Source organism: Robertmurraya mangrovi, assembly GCF_034427655.1.
Classification (GTDB): domain Bacteria; phylum Bacillota; class Bacilli; order Bacillales; family Cytobacillaceae; genus Robertmurraya_A; species Robertmurraya_A mangrovi.
Window position 1 is genome coordinate 42,827 of record NZ_JAXOFX010000016.1, and the last position, 21,344, is coordinate 64,170.

Below are 21,344 nucleotides of genomic sequence, written 5' to 3' on the forward strand. Positions count from 1 at the left end.
TATTTTAATTAAATCACAAATTCCCAATATATTCAAGAAGAAAAAGCCAGTGAAACATATGTTCACTGGCTAAAAAATCACTTTAAAGGTTTCTTTAGAATCCCAATTAAGATGGCTGTAACAATAGCACCAGCAACGATTGCCAATAGATACATTAACCATGCTCCTTCAACTAGAGGGACCACGAACATTCCGCCGTGCGGCGCACGTAGACCGATACCAAACATCATTGATAATGCACCAGCTACAGCTGAACCAGCCATAGCAGCTGGAATTACACGCATTGGATCTGCTGCCGCGAAAGGAATGGCTCCTTCTGTAATGAATGAGAATCCCATAATATAGTTTGCTTTCCCTGCATCTTTTTCTTGCTTTGTAAACTTATTTTTAAAGAGAGTTGTTGCTAAAGCAATTCCAAGTGGAGGTACCATACCTGCAGCCATGACTGCTGCCATTGGTTCATAAACACCGTTTGCTAATAACCCTGTTCCGAATACATATGCTGCTTTATTGACTGGTCCACCCATGTCAAATGCCATCATAAGTCCTAAAACAACACCTAATAAAATGGCGTTCCCTGTACCTAAGCCTGTTAACCAGTTTGTAATGGCTGTATTTAAAGCCCCAACCGGACCATTTACAGCATAAATCATAGCAAAACCTGTTAAAGCAATACCGAATAGAGGATACAGTAGGATGGTTTTAATTCCTTCAAGTGAAGAAGGGAGACCAACTAATGCTTTCTTTAACCCTACAACAATATATCCTGCTAAGAAACCTGCAATAATCCCACCAAGGAAACCTGCTCCTCCACTTGCCGCTAACATTCCACCTACAGCACCTGCTGCAAAACCTGGTCGATCGGCAATACTCATTGCAATAAAGGCAGCTAAAATAGGTACTAATAAACCAAATGCACTTCCTCCACCGATGGTCATTAGTGCCTCAGCAATTGGATGATAGGAAGGGTCTTCCGGTTTAAATGCGTTATAACCAAACATGAAAGAAATAGCAATTAATATACCGCCACCAACAACGAACGGCAGCATGTTAGATACACCATTCATTAAGTGCTTATAAATTCCTGTCTTTTGCTCTTTTGAGCCTGTAGTTTTATTTCCACTGCCGCTAAATACAGGGCCATCTTGTTTTAACGCTCTTTCAATAAGTTCCTTAGGTTTACGGATCCCATCTGCAACAGCTACCTCAATTACGTGTTTGCCGTTAAAACGATCCGTTTCTACCTTTGTATCTGCCGCAATAATAACGGCCACTGCTTTTTCAATTTCAGAAGGAGTTAGTACATTTTTTGCTCCACCAGAACCATTTGTCTCTACTTTAATATCAACACCAAGTTCAACAGCTTTTGCTTTTAGAGAATCAGCAGCCATATACGTATGAGCAATACCTGTTGGACAAGCTGTTACAGCAACAATAAATCTTTTGTCACTACTTACTGTTTTCTCTTCTCCTTCTTCTTGGTCATGGCTATTAATAATATCTAAAACTTCACTCTTCGTGTGTGCTTGTAATAACTGTTCTCTTACTTCAGCCTTCATTAAAATAGACGATAAGCGAGCTAAAGCCTCTAGGTGCGTATTATTAGCTCCCTCAGGTGCAGCAATCATGAAGAATAAATGAGCTGGCTGCCCATCTAGTGACTCGTAATCCACACCGTCACTTGACTTACCGAATGCAATAGCTGGTTGCTTTACAGCCGTTGTTTTCGCATGTGGAATCGCAATTCCTTCTCCAATACCGGTTGTGCTCTGTTCTTCTCTCTTTAGAATACCTTCTTTAAAAGCATGTCTATCGGACAATTTCCCCGCTTTGTCTAGTGTATCAACTAAGTCTTCAATTACTTCAAGCTTGTGGCGACCAGATAATGAGAGATTTATAGTTTCTCTAGTTAGTAATTCAGTAATTCTCATTGGACTTCTCCCCTTCTTAATTTAACTTGCGGTAATAACGTTTCAACTGTCTTCCTGTCACAAAGTCCGATCGAAAAAGCGGTTGCACTTCCTGTTGCAACACTATAACGAAAAGCTTCTTCTATGTCTTTATTCTTTTCATAGGTTGCTAGAAACCCAGCAACCATTGAATCGCCAGCACCAACAGAGCTTTTCACTTCACCTTCAGGTACAGATGAAATCAAAGTCATTTCTTTATTAACAAAAATGGCTCCTTTAGATGCTAAAGAGATAATGACATTCTCCGCCCCCATATCCACCAATTTTTTTCCGTATGGGATGACGTCCTCACAGTTTTCAAATGTTGTATTAAACATTTCCCCTAATTCATGATGGTTCGGTTTGATTAAGAATGGTTTGTAAGGAAGTGCATTCTTTAATAACTCACCCTCTGCATCAACTACGAATTTTGCCCCATTCTTGCTACAAATTTGAACAATTTCTTCATAGGTTGAATCAGGCATGGTTGAAGGAATGCTACCTGCTAGTACTAGTAAATCATCGTGGCCAAGTTTACCCACTTTATCTTTTAAAGAAGTAAAATCATATTCTGATATACTAGGTCCGTTCGCATTAATTTCCGTTTCTGCGTCAGCTTTCAGTTTGACATTTATTCTTGTATCGTCATTTACTCGAACAAAATCAGTTTCAATCATCTCTTGCTGTAAATAATGATGAATGTAGTCACCTGTAAATCCCCCAATAAAGCCTAATGCTTTACTTTTTTCTCCTAGCCGATTGAGTACTCTTGAAACGTTTATACCTTTTCCACCAGGAAATTTTGCTTCCTTTTTCGTTCGATTTAGTTCCCCCAAAGCAATCTTATCTAGCTCTACAATATAATCTACCGAAGGGTTTAAGGTTAAAGTGTATATCATGTTGTCACGACCTTTATTGTGGTTTTACTTGAGAAGTTTTCTTTCGTTTCACTATCTAGTTCATCTGTTATAATTGTCGCCTCATGAAGATCTGCGATTTTTGCAAATGCAATTTCTGAAAACTTGGATTCATCACTTAGAACAAAGACTTCCCTTGATAAAGATAGAGCCAGTTTCTTAATCATTGCTTCTTCTTGGTCAGGGGTTGTATAACCGAATTGAGGATGTATCCCATTTACTCCAAGAAAACATTTATCAAAACGATAGTTCTCCAGGCTTGCCAGTGCTCCTCTACCAATAATGGCTTTTGTTTTCGATTTAGCGTATCCTCCAATAAGATACGTTTCAATTTCTTTATCTAATAATGGGTTTACATGCATTAATCCATTTGTTACAACAACAATTTCTTTAGGAAGGAATGGAATCATTTCAAGAACAGTTGACCCAGCATCCAAGTAGATACAATCTCCTTCTTCCACTAAGCTTGCTGCATATTGAGCAATTTGACGCTTCGGTTGAAGGTTTTTGGCGGATTTCTCAGACATGCTTGGTTCTTGGAGTTTTCCTTGTAGTCTTGCCGCACCTCCATGAACACGCTTTAGAAACTTCCCTTGTTCTAACTGAGTTAAGTCGCGTCTAATCGTTGATTCTGATGTTTCAGTTATATCAACTAATTCCTGTATTTTAACGATATTTTTTTCTTTTAACATTTGTAGTATTAAACGATGACGCTCAGGTGTTAACACTCCGTCACCTCCTAAAACGCTTTCATTTCTTTCATGACTTTATTTTACGGTATCCTATTTCAACAATCAATCATTTTCTATCAAATTCAATCACAAACAATCATATTATTGAATAAAAACGGGCAAATCGTTCAATCTTTTGGATAAATACGGAAGAAAGCCACCAAATATGGTAGCTTTCTGATCAATCGTACTTTTACAGATAAAAATATTAAAAATGGTAGGCAGAAAGTTTTTCTGTTAATGCCCTTGTTTCATAACCATTTTCCTTGAGATATTCTAGTAGTGTTTCCAAATGCTCTAATGTTGATTCTTTTTCATGCAGTAAAATGATGATGGGCTTTTCTTCGTTAGTAAATTGTTTAAGCTGCTCAATGACAACATCTACAAATTCTCCATTGGTATAACGCCAGTCTTCGCTATCAACTGTCCAATCCCAAAGGTTAAAGCCTGCTTCTTTTACTGCCATTTTATATTCAGTATTCATGTAAGGATAAGATCCGTACGGGGTTCGTATGAGTGTGGTTATATAGCCTGTTAACTCATTAACAGTACTTTTACCATGTAGCATTTCTTTAATGACATGATTGGAGGACTTATATATCTCATTAATGTCATGTGTAACACCATGTAGGGCTGGGGAATGCCCTCTCTCGATTATTTCTATTAAGGAGGACTTATACCTCCTCATATTAGGCTCTAGCATGAAGAACGTCCCCTTCATACCGTATGAATCAAGTAACGCTAAAATTTCATTAGTATAGATAGTGGGTCCATCATCAAAGGTCAAATAGACCGTCTTGCCTGATTTAGCAGTCACTTCTAATTCATTTACTTTATTTCCTTTGGTGGAATGATGGTCTTCTTGCTTTACTGATTCATTGATACTTAACTCACTAATTCTGTTCCCATCTTTCATTAGCTCGTACATATTCCTAATAGGCTGAGGAGTCGTTGTCACTGCAAGTACATCTTGCTGGCAAAACATTTTAACGGTGAACAATGTGGTAAGGAAAACCAGAAAGGATATACAAATTCTTTCTAATTTGTATCGATCTTTTTTATATCTTTGAAAGCGCATGTCTCTTCACCCTTTTTATTTACTACTACTGCCAATCCCCTCGTTTCAAATTTTAAAAGATCTCCTTATAGAAAGGGTTAAACATTTGTTACGGTTTTATAATCGATTTTTTAATCTTTCTGTAACCTTTTATTGTTAATGGTTTTTGTGAATAATTTTTGTTCTAATTGTGGCATTTTGATTTAATATTTAGACGAAAAAACAGATTCTTTTTGGGCATAATAACATTGATCGTAAGTTAATTAAGGAGGAGGAAAAACATGTCTAAACAAGGTAGAAAGAATAATAACCAAAATGAACAACAATACGGAAAACAACGTGGAAAATCTGATGTCGAGTTTGGAAACGAGTTCCAAGTCGGCAATGATTCATCACAAAGCCAAAAGAAAAGTGGCCGCCAAATAAATAAAAAGTAGCTTTGATATTAAAAAGCAGAAATTTAAGCAATATAATAATAAAGCTTAGGAGTGAAGAAATATGGATGCAAATCGTGTAAAACAAATACTGTCATCTTCTGCGGATATAGCGGTTGAATATAATGGTGTGTCTGTGTGGATTGATCAATTAAACGAAGACGGTCGGACGGCAACAGTTCATTTAAGGGGACCATTAGAGGAAAGAAGCACAGTAGAAATTGCTGAGTTAAGAGAAGTTTAATAATATTTGCCTACTCATAATCAAATATGTTAAAATTTTTACAACATGTAGGTTTCATTTTACTTCAAACCACTACATATTGTTGAATTTAGAATTAAACCTACTCGATTCTACGTCTCATTGGCCCGCTCCTATGTATGGAGCGGGGATTTTTTTATACCATGAAGAGGTTTTCTTTGAACACCATGAGTTCTTTCTAATACAGCACAAAAAGACACTTGTTAGGTGTCTTTTTGTTTATTTTCCCCTGTTAAACTATTTGACCACAACGTTACACTATTCCTACCTTTTGCTTTCGAATGATACAAAGCATTGTCTGCTTGTTGGAACAATTCTCCTAACGAATTCGAATTTAGAGGAAATTCTGAAACACCCATAGAAACTGTAATTGATAGTCCAATAGGAGTTATTGTATTTTCTATATTCTCTCTAATCTTTTCAGCAATAAGGATCGCATCAGTTGCAGGCGTATAAGGCAGTATTAAAATAAACTCCTCCCCACCATACCTGAAAAAGTTATCTGTTTTCCTAATCATCTTTTGAATTTTCTCAGCTATAAACCTTAAGACATCATCCCCAGCTTGGTGTCCATGTGTATCATTCACCATTTTAAAATGATCAATGTCCATGATAATTAATGAGAATAGTACTCTATCCTTTTTCAAACCATTCATAACATGATCTAATTTTCGTCTATTTGGAAGGCTAGTAAGTGAATCTGTCATTGCCTCATATGATAGCTGATGATTTTTTTCTTGAATGCCCTCCATAGCCAGTATGACACTTTGTGATAACCGATCAGCTTCCCAGTTCCAATGGGATTCATGTTTAGGAATCTTTACTTCCTTACCAGATGCTAGTTGGTTTGCAAGATAGGCTAATTCAAAATAAGGCTTAGCTAACATTTGAGCAACTACTATACTGATTACGAATACGATAATAAAGTATGGTAGAATTGAAAAAATTAACTTCTGAATATGTACTTTTAGTAGATTATCAACATAGGTGTAGGGTGTTTGTTGAACGATTCCCCAGCCCGTTTCAGGTACATTACTATAGGCTGCTATCATCGAAATTCCCTTTGTATTAGTTACCTGTTCCATTCCACTCTGTCCGCTAAGAAGTTTTTGGACTACAGGATTTGCTTTTACGTCGTCACCCACTCGCTTATTGTCTGGATGAAATAAGAGTTTCCCTTTTGGCCCGACTACATAATAATACGAACCATTCTCCTCTAACAGATCGTTACCTAATATTTCATTAAGGACGTTATTTTCATGAAGATAAATCGATCCGCCAATCATTCCTCTATATTCCCCATCATGTCCATAGATTGGAAAACTCATTAAAACAATTAGACGACCTGAAGGAGCTATATATGGGGAAGTTAAGGTAGATTTTTTAGAATCTACAACCTCTTTTGTTATACCACTTGTAATGACCCCTCTTAAACCCGTACTGCTGGGGGCTATACTACGAATTTCTCCTTTTTCATCAATCCAAGATAAAGAATTGAAATATCGACTATTACTCCGAAGTAATTCTAGATGTTCTTGAATTTCATCATCGGTAAAATCTTCATGATTGGAGAGAAATTCAGATGTTTCTTTGAGACTTAAATTCATGGATTTAAATAATGAATCTACAGATTTACTCATCTTGTTGGATTTAGAATAGTTTAAGTTAAGATGGGCGTTTATTAAAGAACTCTTCTCGGACTGGTATGATGCTATTAACAAAATAACAGTTGTAAATATAACAGAAGCAGCTACTAAACTTGTTAATAATGTTGAAAGCCTTACTTTTCTTAGATTTAGTCGTTTTTTCATGAATTTCTCCCGTAACAACTTTTTCCTAAAATTACATTAATAATATAACGCTAATATTTCAATTCGTATAGTAAATTTTACCTATAAATAATATTTTTTTTATAGAGATTCTATTCTACCTAAAAAGTTGGCAGAGTCCATCTTTTTTTTTTCTTAAACTAAAAGGTCTACAAATACACTTATCCAAACGAAATGACTATTTTCATTTTAGTAGTAACCACCTATCAAAATGCTTTTTTACATATTTTTCCCACCGAAATACTCATTGGTAATTATTAGTAATATTTCATCTTTTGGTTGAAGAAGGATAATTTTATACTAATTTTAGTATGTGGTCTCAAAAAAAATCTTTAAACATGTACATACGTGAGTCGCCACATTCAATTATTAGTCAACGGAGGGATTAAATGAGTAAAGTGTTTAGAAGATCTTCAAAGGTAATTACCTCTTTACTAGCTGCCTCATTAGCTTTTGGGACAGTTGGTTATGCCACAACTGATAGTAATAACGGAAACGTAAATGGTAAGTCGTCCTACTCTCAAGACCAAAAAATAGTAGCTAGAGTAAATGCAGAGAAGGCAATTGAACATGTTCGTTACTTATCGGAAGAGATTGGGACAAGACCGGGCGGCTTAGAAGGAGAGAAAAAAGCGGCGGATTATATTGCTAAAACGCTTCAAGGCTATGGGTATGACGTGGAATATCAATACTTCCCTGTGGGTGATCAATATATTGCGAATGTTGCCTTTAATGATGGTACCTTTTGGGAAATGGTAGCTGCACCTAATGGAAAAGTTAGTGATGAAGCTGTTAAGGGTGAAGTTGTTTTTGTAGAAGGAAATGATTATTCTCAAGTTAATGGAAAGATAGCTGTTATGGCAAGAGCCTCCACTACTGCCGGCTATAGAACACAAGTAAATGAAGCTGTTGCTGCTGGTGCAAAAGGTGTCATTTTACAAAGCTTAGTTGGTGGTCGTGGTAATCTTGGTCAGACATTTAATCCAAGCCTTACCACATCTGTAGATGTACCTGTTTATGGTGCTTCTTATATTCATGGAGAATGGTTAAAAGAGCAACTGGCAAAGGGACCTGTAGAAGTTAGCTTAACTTCTACACAGTATAGTAACTTACAGTCAGTGAATGTCATTGCTACGAAAAAAGCGAAAACTAAATCAGAGGATACAAAAGAAGTAATTTTAGGAGCTCATCATGACAGTGTTGTAGGTGCACCAGGCGCAAATGACAACGCTTCAGGTGTGGGGTTAATGTTAGAGCTTGCTAGAGTTTATCAAGGTTATAATACAGATAAAGATTTGAAGTTTATTGCCTTTGGTTCTGAGGAACGCGGTTTACTAGGCTCTAGATATTATGTTGACCAATTAACACAGGCACAACGAGACCAAATTGAGGCAGTATTCGTTCCTGATATGGTTGCAACAAGTTATGATAAAGCGAAAAATTTATATGCAATGACGCCAGATGGCAGTACAAATATTGTAACAGAATCTACCGTTTCGGCTGGTGCCCGCTTAGGAAACTCAGATATTCTCCCAGGTACTTTTGGATCAAGTGACCATGTTCCATTCCATAATGCAGGAATTCCTGCTGCACTGTTTATCTGGATGGGCGTTGATAGCTGGAGTCCTCTTGTATACCATATCGAAAAAGTCTACCATACACCACAAGACACGATTGCTGACAATGTCTCTGTTGAAAGAATGCAATCGGCGTTAGATATTATTGGTTCTGGATTATTTGATACGGTGAGAAAGCAAACTCCTGCTTTAGACAAAAATAAATAAGTGAATGAAAAAGCCAGGTGAGAAAATTAAATCCTCACCTGGCTTTTCATATTAGTAGTGATATCTCCTATTACTATCAAAAGCCCCTGCAACGTTCCCATCACGATCTCTAGAGTGACGACGTCTTGGCTCATCTGCTACTCCTAACACATCAGAACCTCTACGATCTCTGTCTCCAATAATGATTACGTTGTCCGCACGAATGATTACTTCATCCACATCAACAACCGCTCTTGTTCTTCTACGTTTTTCAGACATATTAATTCCTCCTTTCCTTTTGATATTACACCATATGCATTTTCGTAAAATATGTATGGACAAGTTAAACAATCTATTGGTAAATGTGCTATTTTAGTAGTCCCAATTGATTAAATGTAAAAATGATAGTCACTTGCCATATAAAAGAAGCCTAAACTAGAAAGTCTAGACTCCTCAGATTTGGTTTCGTTTATTATCTTCTTCTTTTTTATACCCATTAACCAACTCTAAATTAACAGCAACCACTTTTGGGTTAAATCCAAAATAATTATATTCAGGTGTTATTTCGGGTAGTTGATCAGCTTCTTCCTGTTTCGTAATCACTCGTCCCGCACTTACATAACGATTCTTCGGAATGGTTACTCCAATTACCTTACATCCCGGTTCTAGTATGACATTTTCCTCAATAATCGCTTTAAACACTAGTGCCTGCATACCAACAAATACGTTGTTACTTACTTTTGATGGACCGTGGATTTGTGATTGATGAGCTATCGAAACGTTTTCTCCTACATAAACCGAATAAGGGTTATCTTTTTCAAAAACATTATTTTCAGAAACGATGCTACCTTGATCATAGTTTTTTATCCCGTGAATCACTACTCCATCTTGTATATTACTTCTACTCCCAATATGGATTCTTAACCCCTCATCGCCTCTTATCGAAGAGAATGGACCGACAAATACATTTTCCATAATATTCACACTACCTATAACAGAAGCATGATGGTGGATGTATGTAGATGGTTTAACCATCGGAGTATCGACTTTCTTATTAAAGGATGTTTGAGTATTAGTTCTAACATTATCTTTAACCATCATCTTCTCTATTACTTTCCCAACAATAGAAGTAATGGTTAACCCGATCATTAATTTGTTACTAGTTTTCATACCCGATCCTCTCCTCAAAGTGATATGTCTATTATTATCTACAGTAATTTCACTAAAATTCCTATTTCCATTTGATTGGTTTAAAGGATAATTTCTACTAATTTGGAGACTGTAAAGATTAGATTATACGTATAGGAGGAAAATAAAATGAAAATGCTTTATAGTTCATTATCAATTTTGTTATCAATTGCTATGATTACGGGGTGCGGGGTAAACGAAAATGATCAGGAAAGAAGTAGAGGTATCGAGGCCCAAAATATACGGAACGATGATAATCAAGATTCTACTCTCATTGAGAGAGATAATAACCGCCACAGGGCAACTAATACTAACAACAGAGCTACTAATAACAACAATAGTAATATGGAAAAGGCTGATCAAGCATCAAATAAAGTCGCTAAGCTAGAAGAGGTTAGAACAGCAAATGTAATTGTGACGAACCGCAATGCCTATGTTGCAGTGGTTCTTAGTAACAATAAAGACAATAAGGGAAAGCTTTCAAAGAAAGTTGAAGATAAAATAGCAAAAGCGGTGCGTGAATCAGAAGAAGATATTCAAAATGTTTATGTATCAACAAACCCTGATTTCGTCAATCGGATGACCGGCTATGGTGATAGAATCCAACGTGGTGAACCAGTAAGAGGTTTTATGGATGAATTCACTGAAATGGTCCGTAGAGTATTTCCAAATGCTCGATAAATTCCATCATTACGAAAACAGTTTAAAAACCAGGTGCCTTCAAAAGCACCTGGTTTATTTTATAAATAAGAGAGATGAAACTAAGTTTTACAAAAACCCATTATTAAATTAACGGTTAGTCATATTCCCTCTTCCACCCATTACTCCGCCACCGCGGCGATCATCATCATCTCCACGATTATCATTGAACATACCGCGGTTTGTACGATCATTGAACATCCCACGGTTTGTACGGTCATTGTCCATTCCTCTGTTTGTCCCTCTGTATAAAGTAGGGTCCACGTCTCTGTCTGGTACGTTTCTTAAATTATTATCGTACATATTTGTATCATTATAACGAAGTGGTCTATAGTCCCCACCACGGTCATTATCATTATTAACACCACAACCTGCTAAGAAACCGGCTGCTAAAACTGTAGACATTGTTGTAAGAACTAATTTATTTTTTCTCATTCATAATACCCCCAAGTAGTGTATTTTTAGCGAGGCAAGAATTAATATGCTCTCTATTCCTACATTTAACCGAACATGAGAAAGACAATTTCCTGGTAAATTATTTTCAAGAAATTACTGTTTAGGTTTGTTATTCTCCAAAAACTCCTGAGCAAATTCATTTACTAGACGTAACTGTGGCATCGTTAAATTCGTATTCTTATTCGTATTTAACACTTGACTACTTTCGCTACGTCTATCGTCCTTTTTCATCCCAGTCTTATTTCTACCTGCTAAAAAGGCAAGAGCTGTTCCTAACCCTAAAAACAACATCCAATTTTTATTTCTACTACGTCTACCTTTTGTAATAGCTTTAATTAGTTGTTGACCATTTCTACCTGATAAAAATGAAAGTAACTGATTAAGTGTATTCAAGTTAACCCCTCCTACACGAGAGAGAATCTTTTTTTATCTCTCAAGGATAGCATTGAGTTTTTTAACACCTTTTATGTTGTCAACTTATACTAAAACTTGTGTTTAAAGGAAGCTTAGTAATCTAAAATCCCATTTTTTTCAATCAGATAAAAACTGATAAATTTTATCTCTCAAGTGAAAAATAACAGTAAATTGGTAACAGCGTTTTTATGAAGGTTAAAATAGGAGCCTATCGATGAAAACTTGGTTTGTACTATTTTTTTATTTCGTTTTATTAATGGTGGGATTTTACTACCGTGACCCATTGTTAGTTTGGATTCAGACAAGTGATAACACTCAATTACCATTGATGTTCTTTCTATCTGTGTTATTTTCCACCTTACCAATCGTGCCTTTTACACTATTTGGGGGCTTAATGGGCGTAAAGTATGGTTTAGCTTTAGGTGTAACGATTAATTGGTTTGGAAATGTAACGGCTGCAGCCATCTATTATGTTATGGCACGCTATGCTTTTTCAAATTACTTTGAAAAGAAAATGAATAAATTTAAGAAGATGGGTGAATTTAACGAATTCTTGAGGGAAAGGGCTTTTATTGCGATTATCGTGGGGCGCTTGATTCCTGTAATCCCCCCGCTTGTTGTTAACGTCTACTCAGCTTTAAACAGTATTCCTTTTTTTACTTTTATCTTGGCAACCTTTATTGGCTCTATCCCACCTATGTTTATGCTTGCATTTGGAGGTAACCAATTACTTGAAAATGTTCAAACCTTCGTATTAGGAATTATTTTTTATGTTTTATTCTTAGTAGTAGTCATTTCCGGTTGTCGTATCTGGTTCAAGTTATTTCATTATGTAAAAGACTAAAGGAGAAAAGTTATGAGGGGATATTTACTAACAGTATGGAGCTTCTTAGATCCTATTTATTACTTGTTTACTCGTCTTTCGTACGTATCCTCTAGTGAGCAAACTGAAAATATTTTTAGAGTCCGTTTAACTAAATATAAAGGTAAACCTGTTACACTCTCTGATGGTACCTTCATAAATAAGAATGATACATTGTTAAAAATCCATCTGCATAATGTAAAACTTTTAAGAGAGCTTAAAGATATCCAAAGTGAAATAAGAAAAGGAAAGATTATCTATAAATATGTACTTCAGTCTTTACCTGATCTGCATCAATATATTTCAAATCACAAACAAAGTTCTGAGATTAGGGCATTAATTGGAATTACTAGTTTAAATAAAGGCTGTGACCGTTTAGGATTTGAGATTATTGACATTACACACCCGATTTACAAATGGTTGAAATGGATAAGTTTTATTCCTATTGGATTACTATCTAGTTCAACCCCTTCAATAAAACAACACCAACCTAGTTATTTATTTATGTCTAAGCAGACATTGGAAAAAATGTATGAGAAAAAAGCAAAGAAAAGCTGACTTAAAGCATCTTTAAGTCAGCTAGTAGATTAAATAGCCTGTTGGACCTGGTCATTTGCAGTATTTAAAGACAGTTCGTGTAAAGTAATTTCTGGACGGCTACCTACACGGATATTTACTCCAGTTTGTCCAAGTCCCTCACTTATATAAAATGATTTACCATGATGATTGTGTAGTCCTTTGATCATATTCATCCTTACAAGTTTACCCATTTTAACTAAGTGATATGCTTTCGGATAACAAATTTGTCCTCCATGGAAATGCCCTGCTAGTAGATAGTCAAAATGATACTCTTTCATATGCAACACAATATTAGGGTCATGCGTTAACACTAAATTAGTACCTGCATAGATTCCAGAATACGAAGATTCTAAATCACTACGTTTCGTACTAAAATCATCAATCCCAATAATATTAACTGGTTTACCGTCAACATAAATAACATCGTTCTGGTTTTTAAGGACGATACAGTTATAATTTTCAAGTGTTTGGATGAGTTTCTCTAAGTTCTTGTTTCGAAGTACATAATCATGATTGCCCAGTACAGCATAAATACCGTGTTTAGCATTCAATTTATTCAATACTTTTAGGTATGGAACCAGTTTAGGAATGGTACGTGTTCGATCGAGGAAATCACCAGTAAGAGCAATAAGGTCAATGGATTCATCTTTTAGCTTTTCATATAATTGCTCGGGAGAAATAGAAATATTTTCGAGATGCAAGTCTGAGAGATGTAAAATATTTACTTTTGGACCATGTCCAATTGCATTTGGCGAAATTTGAACTTTATTAATTAAAACATCCTTTGTGTTTTTATGAGCTTTTCTTATAAAAATAAAAAGGATGATAAATAATACGAAAAACAGTAGTAGTTTCATTCAATATCACTCCTTCTCCAATGAATTATACATGAAAATAGGAATTTTGTTGGAGGTAATTGATGGGAGTGTTAATACTAAAGTTTTATGGAGGTGACTTATGAAACAGAAAAGGACTGTTTTATTTTTACCCTTTTTGCAAATATCCTCAGGGCACCATCAAGCAGCAACCGCCATTATTGACTCATTAAAATCCTCTCTTCCTCATCTTGATTGTAAAAAGATTGATATTCTCTCTTATAGTTATGGAAGAATAGAATCCCTTGTCTCCAGTATCTACCTTAAATGGATACACGTATTTCCTAATGTCTATCATTTCATTTATCAGTTATCTGTCTATCGAAACGTCAGAGAGAATAAACGATATCGACTTTATGAACTATTATTTATTCCTTTTATGAAAAAATTAATTTCAGAAAGCAAACCTGATTTTATCATTTGTACTCATGCACTACCTTCCTATATGCTTAATGTTTTAAAAGAAAGGGGAATGCTTAGCACGACTGTCATAAATATCTACACAGATTACTTCATTCATCGTTTTTGGGGGATGAATCATATTGATTATCATTTTGTCCCTACATTTAATGCTGCACAACTTCTAGTGGATAGAGGGGTAAGTCAAGATCGTATTTTCCAGACAGGTATTCCTGTTCATTCAAAGATTGTAAAACAAACAAATACTGCAGATAGGAAAAAAGATTCGTTTTCCATATTAGTATCAGGGGGAAATTTAGGTGTAGGGGCAATTGAGTCTATCCTTGAGAAAACGAGTCAAGAAAGTTCATTCACCTACTATGTTTTATGCGGAAAAAATAAAAAATTATTTGATAAATTAACCCATTTGGAACGAAGTAATATTATTCCTTTATCTTATATTTCCTGTCGAGAAAAAATGAACGAGTTATATGACAAGATCGATGCCATTATTACAAAGCCCGGTGGAGTAACCGTTAGTGAGGCTTTACTTAAAAAGAAACCGATTTTTTCCTATCATGCTTTACCTGGACAAGAAAGAATTAATTTAAAACAGTTGGACGAACTGGGAGTCATCATTCCACTAAAAATGGATGCTATTGAAGAACAACTGACGGACTTTTTTAATAATCAAGACTTAATACAAACGTACGTTGAAAAAGTAGATCTGTATCACCAGTATTTCTACCAAAAAGAGCCCTCCAAAATTATTGAAGAGCTTATTAATAAGTCTTTTAATTCCTCTGGTTGACTGGCAATATTGTTCAACTGGAGGAGTTGATTTCTCACTTCTTATTTTAGTTCTTTAAACATATCGATAAATTCGTAGGGTTCTTTATACACGATAAAAGAGTAAACACCTTTATTCGTATGAAGGTAAAGAAACCCAGAAGAATTTGAAAAGATTTTATAAGAAATATCATGCACTTCTCTTAATAGGAACACATTTGAATCAGTAATAATTTGATCTGCATACAGATGTAAATAGTCTTCAACTTCAATTGACTTTTGTTGGTTATCCTCTATCGAACGAATTACCTTTATATAAGGCTGTGAAAGAATGATTTCCATTGCCCCTCCTCGGTCCTTAATTGACTCTAGTTTCAGTTACCTCAATAGTTTATATTATAGTGACTATTTTTATCATCAGCCAGCAAGTTTCATTGAAATTTGCTCAAAATATATTTTAAACTAGATGATCTAATACTGAAATGTGTACCTACACTTCAAAGTATCGTCGTATAATATGGTTAATTACAACTGATCGGGGGAAAGTATTAAAATGCTAAACATTCGTAACGCCACGATTTCAGACCTTCCAGCCATGTTGGAGATTTATAATGATGCCATTCTAACCACGACGGCTACCTTCGACCTAGAAGTCGAAACACTAGAGACTCGTAAAATCTGGTTTACTAAATACGGGGAAAAATATCCTTTAATTGTTGCTGAACTTGATAGTAAGGTCGTTGGTTATTGCTGCTTAAATCCTTTTCGGGACAAACCAGCCTATTCCAAGTCTACTGAACTCTCAATCTATATTGACAACAAACACCGTGGTGCGGGGATTGGCAGCTTATTAATGACGGAAATCATTGAAGAAGCAAAGAAACTTGGTTATCATACCTTACTCGGAGGAATAACCGCCGGGAATGAAGGAAGTGTAAGGCTTCACGAAAAGTTCCGCTTTAAGAATGTTGGTTGTTTAAAAGAGGTTGGATATAAATTTGGGGAATGGCAGGATGTATATTTTTATCAATTGATGTTGGAATAGTAAACTTTGCCCACTTTATCTTAAAATAAGTGGGACCCTTCAGACCGAATGACCGAACTTGTAATGATTGGGATTGTTTATTTAGTAAGTCTGTAAACAAGATGAAACGAGAGCCCCCATGGTTCCGTAATAAAATATTCGATTACTAGGATTCAAATACATGTAACAACTGCCTCGTATATGTATGTCTTTCATCTGAGAATAAATCTTGCTTCGTACATTCATCCACAATCTTACCTTGCTGCATGACCATCATTCGATTACTCATAAAATTTACCGCAGCGAGGTCATGTGAAATGAATAAATACGAAACCCCTAGCTGGTCTTGTAAATCTTTTAATAAATTTAAAATTTTCGCCTGTATGGACACATCTAAACTGGCTGTTGGTTCATCTAGGATGATTAGGGAAGGTTCAATACTTAGAGCTCTTGCTATGAGTACTCTTTGTTTTTGCCCACCACTTAATTCATGAGGATAAGAATGAAGATATGTTTTAGATATTCCAACCATATCTAGCAAGTACTCCGCTTTCTTTAACCGATCATTTTGAAATCCATTAAAAAAACAAGGTTGAATATCTTTCTGGAAATCCAATGCCTCCATCAATGAATCCATTATTTTCAATTTAGGATTCAATGAAGCGGTTGGATTTTGAAAGACTGCTTGAATTTCCTTTCTAGCTTTTCTTATCGTGCCTCGATGAACCTCATGAAGTGGGGTTTCTTTCAGCCAGATTTCCCCTTCGTCTAATCGTTCTAATAATAATAAACACCTTGCCAATGTACTTTTCCCACACCCACTTTCCCCTACTAGCCCTAAACATTCACCTTTGTTTATTTCTAGTGAAATACTATCAACTGCCTTATGGCCACACGCATACTTCTTTGTTATATTCTTTGCTGTTAATATACTATTTCCCACTAATTTCATGTTTCCTCCTACACAATAGTGACTTCTTTTTCCTTTTCAGTATTTATAGTTAGTAACCTAGTTGGTGAGTTTCTTAAAGGAGGAATAGCTGATAACAACTGCTTTGTATATTCATGTTTAGGCTTTTCTACGATTTCCTTTTTATCACCGTACTCCACTAACTTCCCACGAAGCATGATGCTCAAGTTGTTAGCATATTTTTTCACATGTCTTAAATCATGAGTAATAAACAAAACAGCACAGCCTGTTTGTTCCTTTAAATTGTAGATAAGCTCCAGTACTTTTAGAGACGTTAAACTGTCTAATGCCGTTGTTGGTTCATCAGCAATTAATAGTTTGGGTTTTAAAATAGTAGCTATGGCTATTGCAGCTCTCTGCACTTGTCCCCCACTTAATTGAAAAGGGTAGTTATTATATACCTGTTGTGCTGATAAATTTACACTGTCAAGCATGTGAAGAGTTAATTCTACTCTCTCCCTTTTTTTCCACGTTGTGTGTGATGCTAACATCTCGTCAAACTGCTTTCCTATTTTAATAAATGGGGAGAATGCACCTTGATAATCCTGAAAAATATAGGAGATTTGTTTTCCTCTAATCTTTCTAAACGCTCTCTCATTTAAGTTTAGTATGTTTTGATTTTCTAAAAGAATGTTACCAGATTCTATTTTTAATGCTTTTGGTAAAAGTCCTCCAATAACGGTAGCGGTAACGCTTTTACCGCTACCGCTTTCTCCTACCAATGCTAACCATTCGCCAGCTTTTATATCTATACAAACATTATCCACAATGGTTTCTTCTTGTTTTTTTATGGTTAAATTTTCTATTTTTAATACAGACAATTAGAGTCCTCCTTTTTGATCTTTCACATCGAATCGATCTCTCAAATAGTCCCCTAACAAGTTAAATATAAAAACAATGATCATGATACTTAGCCCAGGGATTATCATTAATTGAGGTGCATTATAAAAAAATGATTTTCCCTCATTTAACATCGCTCCCCATTCTGGAGATGGGGGCTGAGCACCCAAACCAATATACGAAAGTGCAGCAATCATAAGAATGATTTTCCCAATATCTAACGTTGCTAGAACCATGACATTCCCTAAAATATGGGGAATCATGTGCTTCAGTAATATTTGAAAGGAACTAAGACCGTTAATTTTTGCCCCAGCTATATAATCCTTTTGTTTTTCCGATAAGACCGTACTTCGGACTAACCTTGTATATCCTACCCATTTGACTGTCACAATAGCAATCACTAAATTAATCATCCCCGGTCCTAACAAGCCACTTAAAACGATTGCTACCAAATAATCAGGAAATGCTAGAAATGCATCGACCACCCTCATCATCATACGATCGATTCTTCCTCCTATATAACCAGATATAAGACCAATTGGGATGCCAATCAATAGAGCAATGGATAATACAAAGATACTGGTACCAACAGTTGTTTGTGCTCCTACTAATATTCGGGAAAACAGATCTCTCCCTAAATGGTCCGTTCCAAGAAGGTGTTCTACACTAATAGGTTGAAGTCGATTTCCCATGTCTACATGGTTTGGGTCAAACGGGACTAAAACCGGTACTGTCATTAAAATAACAGATAATGCTAGTAGAACTAGGATTACTACTCTGTAAGGGTTTCTTGATAAAAGCAAAGTTTGTATCAATTACGATCTAGCTCCTTTAAACGAATCTCTGGGTTAAGAAAGCGATATGATAAATCAACCAATATGTTTATGGTTACTACAAAGAGACCCATAAATAATATATAACCTTGTATAACTGGGTAATCCCTTCTAACAATTGCATCAACAGCTAGTTTACCGACACCTGGATACGCAAATAAAACCTCAATGATAACTGCCCCTCCAAGTAAGCTCCCTAAGCTAACACCCAGGACGGTTATTACTGGAATTAAACTATGTCTAAATGCATGAAAAAAGAAAATCCTACTACTACTTAGTCCTCTAGCCTTCGCGGATTTTATGAAATCTTGACCTAAGCTTTCTAGTAAGCTAGAACGTAATAATCTAACATATACAGCAGCCATAACCAGCCCAAGTGTGAGAGATGGTAAAATCATATGTAGAATGGTTCCTTTCCCCATAGATGGTAACCAACCTAATCTAACCGAGAATAATTGGATGAACAATAAACCAAGCCAAAAGCTAGGTACGGATGCTCCAATTAATGCAAAAGCCCTACTCAAATGATCAACCCATGTATCTTTGTAAAGCGCTGAAAGTGTTCCAATAGGTACCGAAATTACTGTTAATATAAGTAAAGCTGAAAAAGTTAATGCTAAAGAGGCAGGTATTCTTTTGGCTAACTCCTCAGTGACTGGTTGATTGGTCATGAAAGATTGACCTAAATCAAACTGAAAGAAACGTAAAACCCACCGACCAAATTGAATATACACTGGGTCATTAAAACCTAACTCTTCTCTTAAACTTTCAATCTGTTCCTCACTGATAGAAACATCATCTACATTTAACATGAATCTAACAGGGTCACCTGGTGTTAACTTCATAATAAGAAAGCTAATAAAAGAAAGAATGAGCAGAAATAGGAGCAGTTCTATTAATCTTTTTCCTATTTGCTTCACTTTATTTCACACCTGTATCTTTTGTTAAAACATAGAACTCACTCTTACTTAAATTCCAGTTTTGAACCTTGTTTTTATATGCTGCAAAATTGTTTGGATAGACAATAAATGAATGTAATCTTTCTTGATCTATGATTGTAATAGCGTCTTTCGCTATTAGATTGCGTTCCCCTTCATCTACTGTCTTATTAAGCTCGTTAATCTTCTCAATCAATTTATCATGCTTTAGGTGTCCCGGATTTAAAGCTCCGCCTACCATATATGCGGAGTTTAAGAAATAACTTGCGTCACCCCTTGGCGCAGTATTCAAGCTATATGTGGCTAAACCCCAGTCGCTGTTTTGAGATAAATACTCGTCGATATTCTCAACAATTTGAATCTCTATATTGATACCAATCTGTTTAGCATTCGATTGGATTAGTTGAGCAATCAAAGGAAGTTCTGGTCTATAAGAATAAGTGAACAACTGTAATGATAATTGCTTACCATCTTTTAAAGCTTTGCCATCTTTAATCTCATAACCTGCTGCTTCTAAGTGCTTTTTAGCAAGATCTATTCCAAAGCTCTTTACCTCGTAATTTGGAGTAAATGGAAATTCAGGTAAAAACGGACCATTTGCTACAGTTGCTTGGCCAGCCATTATACTTTCTACCACTTCATTTCTATTAATTAAAGCATCAAAAGCTTTTCTAACATTTATATCTTTTAATGTTTCATTACTCATGTTGTACATTAATAAATGAGTTCTTAAGCTTGGAACAACTGTAATTACATTTGATTGCTCAGTAGCAAGTGTTTCTAAACTTTCAATTGCAGGACGGTAAACGATATCTGCGTCCCCTGCTTGTAATGCAAGTGTTCGAGCGTTAGCGTCTTCATTAAATGTTAAAGTAGCTCGGTCTAGTTGTACTTTCCCATCCCAATAGCCTTGATACTTATCTAAGACCAATTTACTGTTAGCCTCGTAACTTACTACTTTAAACGGTCCTGTACCAACAGGTGATTGTTCTATTTTTGACTCGCTAACGTCAATGATTGCTGTATTTGGATGCACCAACTCTGATGGAAATTGTGGAAGCGGTTGCTCTGTCTTAATCACGACCATTTGTCCTTCAGAACGGATAGATTTAATTTTTAAAGAAGCTTTCATTGCTTCACTAACTTGAATATTTCTTTCTAAAGATGCTTTAACGGCTTCTCCATCTAATTTATTTCCATTTTGAAATGTAATATCGTCTCTAATCTTAAATATCCAAGTTTGCCCATTATCTTCGCTTTTCCATTCTTCTGCTAGCCAGGGCTCTAGCTTTAAATCTTCTGTCATTTTAACAAGAGTTTCTACCATTCCCGCTCTCAATGGCGTCCAATTCAAATGTGGATCTAGAGTCTCACTTGGAAAGTTTGATAAGAAAGTTAATTCTTTTAAATGATCTCCTGAACTATTTACTTCCTCCTTGCTAGAATTCTCTGTAGAACATGCAGATAAGAAAGTTAATATTATGCTTAATAGCAATGCAAGTTTCATTCTTTTCATAATGTATGTATTCCCCCTAA

24 protein-coding genes are annotated in these 21,344 nt (G+C 35.6%); 8 read left to right on the forward strand and 16 right to left on the reverse strand.

Annotation, left to right across the window (positions count from 1 at the left end):
* Positions 1 to 77: 77 nt before the first annotated feature.
* The 4 genes from SM124_RS18710 to SM124_RS18725 all read right to left on the reverse strand — a co-directional run bounded on the left by SM124_RS18710 (position 78) and on the right by SM124_RS18725 (position 4,675).
* On the reverse strand, positions 78 to 1,931 hold the full coding sequence (locus SM124_RS18710; protein WP_322448052.1) for a PTS fructose transporter subunit IIABC: 1,854 nt from the start codon (positions 1,929 to 1,931) through the stop codon (positions 78 to 80).
* Positions 1,928 to 2,848, reverse strand: a complete 921-nt coding sequence (gene pfkB, locus SM124_RS18715; RefSeq protein ID WP_322448053.1) for a 1-phosphofructokinase — start codon at positions 2,846 to 2,848, stop codon at positions 1,928 to 1,930. The genes SM124_RS18710 and pfkB overlap by 4 nt, the downstream gene beginning before the upstream one ends.
* Positions 2,845 to 3,594 carry a DeoR/GlpR family DNA-binding transcription regulator gene (locus SM124_RS18720; protein ID WP_322448054.1) on the reverse strand — a complete coding sequence of 250 codons (750 nt, stop codon included), beginning with the start codon at positions 3,592 to 3,594 and terminating at the stop codon, positions 2,845 to 2,847. The genes pfkB and SM124_RS18720 overlap by 4 nt, the downstream gene beginning before the upstream one ends.
* A 211-nt stretch (positions 3,595 to 3,805) precedes the next feature.
* The gene (locus SM124_RS18725) at positions 3,806 to 4,675 is read right to left on the reverse strand and encodes a polysaccharide deacetylase family protein (protein ID WP_322448055.1); all 870 of its coding nucleotides are present in this window, start codon (positions 4,673 to 4,675) and stop codon (positions 3,806 to 3,808) included.
* Between the two features lie 260 nt (positions 4,676 to 4,935).
* Between SM124_RS18725 and SM124_RS18730 the strand changes: the two genes are divergently transcribed.
* Both SM124_RS18730 and SM124_RS18735 read left to right on the forward strand, forming a co-directional pair.
* Positions 4,936 to 5,091, forward strand: a complete 156-nt coding sequence (locus tag SM124_RS18730; RefSeq protein ID WP_322448056.1) for a hypothetical protein — start codon at positions 4,936 to 4,938, stop codon at positions 5,089 to 5,091.
* 61 nt (positions 5,092 to 5,152) lie between these two features.
* Entirely contained in the window at positions 5,153 to 5,332 is a 180-nt protein-coding gene (locus SM124_RS18735; protein WP_322448057.1) for a small, acid-soluble spore protein, H family, read from the forward strand.
* A 221-nt stretch (positions 5,333 to 5,553) separates the two neighbouring features.
* On the opposite strand, the gene SM124_RS18740 is transcribed toward SM124_RS18735, so the two are convergent.
* On the reverse strand, positions 5,554 to 7,161 hold the full coding sequence (locus SM124_RS18740; protein ID WP_322448058.1) for a sensor domain-containing diguanylate cyclase: 1,608 nt from the start codon (positions 7,159 to 7,161) through the stop codon (positions 5,554 to 5,556).
* 407 nt (positions 7,162 to 7,568) lie between these two features.
* Here SM124_RS18740 and SM124_RS18745 point away from each other — a divergent pair, with 407 nt between their 5' ends.
* The gene (locus SM124_RS18745; RefSeq protein WP_322448059.1) at positions 7,569 to 8,963 is read left to right on the forward strand and encodes a M20/M25/M40 family metallo-hydrolase; all 1,395 of its coding nucleotides are present in this window, start codon (positions 7,569 to 7,571) and stop codon (positions 8,961 to 8,963) included.
* Between the two features lie 51 nt (positions 8,964 to 9,014).
* On the opposite strand, the gene SM124_RS18750 is transcribed toward SM124_RS18745, so the two are convergent.
* Together SM124_RS18750 and SM124_RS18755 are read right to left on the reverse strand one after the other, a co-directional pair.
* A complete protein-coding gene (locus tag SM124_RS18750) occupies positions 9,015 to 9,221 on the reverse strand; it encodes a hypothetical protein (protein ID WP_322448060.1) in 207 nt (68 codons plus the stop codon).
* A gap of 174 nt (positions 9,222 to 9,395) precedes the next feature.
* Positions 9,396 to 10,112, reverse strand: coding sequence for a carbonic anhydrase (locus SM124_RS18755; protein WP_322448061.1), 717 nt, complete (start codon positions 10,110 to 10,112; stop codon positions 9,396 to 9,398).
* Between the two features lie 153 nt (positions 10,113 to 10,265).
* On the opposite strand from SM124_RS18755, the gene SM124_RS18760 reads away from it, so the two are divergent.
* Positions 10,266 to 10,811 carry a YhcN/YlaJ family sporulation lipoprotein gene (locus SM124_RS18760; protein ID WP_322448062.1) on the forward strand — a complete coding sequence of 182 codons (546 nt, stop codon included), beginning with the start codon at positions 10,266 to 10,268 and terminating at the stop codon, positions 10,809 to 10,811.
* Between the two features lie 108 nt (positions 10,812 to 10,919).
* Here SM124_RS18760 and SM124_RS18765 read toward each other — a convergent pair whose 3' ends face one another.
* Both SM124_RS18765 and SM124_RS18770 read right to left on the reverse strand, forming a co-directional pair.
* The gene (locus SM124_RS18765) at positions 10,920 to 11,264 is read right to left on the reverse strand and encodes a hypothetical protein (RefSeq protein WP_322448063.1); all 345 of its coding nucleotides are present in this window, start codon (positions 11,262 to 11,264) and stop codon (positions 10,920 to 10,922) included.
* A 114-nt stretch (positions 11,265 to 11,378) separates the two neighbouring features.
* Positions 11,379 to 11,678 (reverse strand): hypothetical protein, encoded by a 300-nt coding sequence (locus SM124_RS18770; RefSeq protein ID WP_322448064.1) that lies wholly within the window; start codon positions 11,676 to 11,678, stop codon positions 11,379 to 11,381.
* 235 nt (positions 11,679 to 11,913) lie between these two features.
* Between SM124_RS18770 and SM124_RS18775 the strand changes: the two genes are divergently transcribed.
* Together SM124_RS18775 and SM124_RS18780 are read left to right on the forward strand one after the other, a co-directional pair.
* Positions 11,914 to 12,543, forward strand: coding sequence for a TVP38/TMEM64 family protein (locus tag SM124_RS18775; RefSeq protein WP_322448065.1), 630 nt, complete (start codon positions 11,914 to 11,916; stop codon positions 12,541 to 12,543).
* 12 nt (positions 12,544 to 12,555) lie between these two features.
* Entirely contained in the window at positions 12,556 to 13,119 is a 564-nt protein-coding gene (locus tag SM124_RS18780; protein ID WP_322448066.1) for a YkoP family protein, read from the forward strand.
* A 29-nt stretch (positions 13,120 to 13,148) separates the two neighbouring features.
* Here the strand turns inward: SM124_RS18780 and SM124_RS18785 are convergent, their stop codons facing one another.
* Complete coding sequence (locus SM124_RS18785) at positions 13,149 to 13,997, reverse strand: metallophosphoesterase (protein ID WP_322448067.1); 849 nt, start codon at positions 13,995 to 13,997, stop codon at positions 13,149 to 13,151.
* 100 nt (positions 13,998 to 14,097) lie between these two features.
* Between SM124_RS18785 and SM124_RS18790 the strand changes: the two genes are divergently transcribed.
* The gene (locus SM124_RS18790) at positions 14,098 to 15,225 is read left to right on the forward strand and encodes an MGDG synthase family glycosyltransferase (protein WP_322448068.1); all 1,128 of its coding nucleotides are present in this window, start codon (positions 14,098 to 14,100) and stop codon (positions 15,223 to 15,225) included.
* A gap of 41 nt (positions 15,226 to 15,266) precedes the next feature.
* Here the strand turns inward: SM124_RS18790 and SM124_RS18795 are convergent, their stop codons facing one another.
* Entirely contained in the window at positions 15,267 to 15,545 is a 279-nt protein-coding gene (locus SM124_RS18795; RefSeq protein ID WP_322448069.1) for a hypothetical protein, read from the reverse strand.
* A gap of 211 nt (positions 15,546 to 15,756) precedes the next feature.
* Between SM124_RS18795 and SM124_RS18800 the strand changes: the two genes are divergently transcribed.
* Entirely contained in the window at positions 15,757 to 16,248 is a 492-nt protein-coding gene (locus tag SM124_RS18800) for a GNAT family N-acetyltransferase (protein ID WP_322448070.1), read from the forward strand.
* Positions 16,249 to 16,393: 145 nt separating this feature from the next.
* Here SM124_RS18800 and SM124_RS18805 read toward each other — a convergent pair whose 3' ends face one another.
* The 5 genes from SM124_RS18805 to nikA form a co-directional block, all read right to left on the reverse strand.
* Positions 16,394 to 17,179 carry an ABC transporter ATP-binding protein gene (locus SM124_RS18805; RefSeq protein ID WP_322448071.1) on the reverse strand — a complete coding sequence of 262 codons (786 nt, stop codon included), beginning with the start codon at positions 17,177 to 17,179 and terminating at the stop codon, positions 16,394 to 16,396.
* Between the two features lie 8 nt (positions 17,180 to 17,187).
* Entirely contained in the window at positions 17,188 to 18,018 is an 831-nt protein-coding gene (locus SM124_RS18810; protein WP_322448072.1) for an ABC transporter ATP-binding protein, read from the reverse strand.
* Entirely contained in the window at positions 18,019 to 18,774 is a 756-nt protein-coding gene (nikC, locus tag SM124_RS18815) for a nickel transporter permease (protein WP_322448123.1), read from the reverse strand.
* 74 nt (positions 18,775 to 18,848) lie between these two features.
* Positions 18,849 to 19,790: a nickel ABC transporter permease gene (nikB, locus tag SM124_RS18820; protein ID WP_322448073.1), complete on the reverse strand. Its 942-nt coding sequence runs from the start codon at positions 19,788 to 19,790 to the stop codon at positions 18,849 to 18,851.
* Between the two features lies 1 nt (position 19,791).
* Positions 19,792 to 21,324: a nickel ABC transporter substrate-binding protein gene (nikA, locus tag SM124_RS18825; protein ID WP_322448074.1), complete on the reverse strand. Its 1,533-nt coding sequence runs from the start codon at positions 21,322 to 21,324 to the stop codon at positions 19,792 to 19,794.
* Between the last annotated feature and the right edge of the window lie 20 nt (positions 21,325 to 21,344).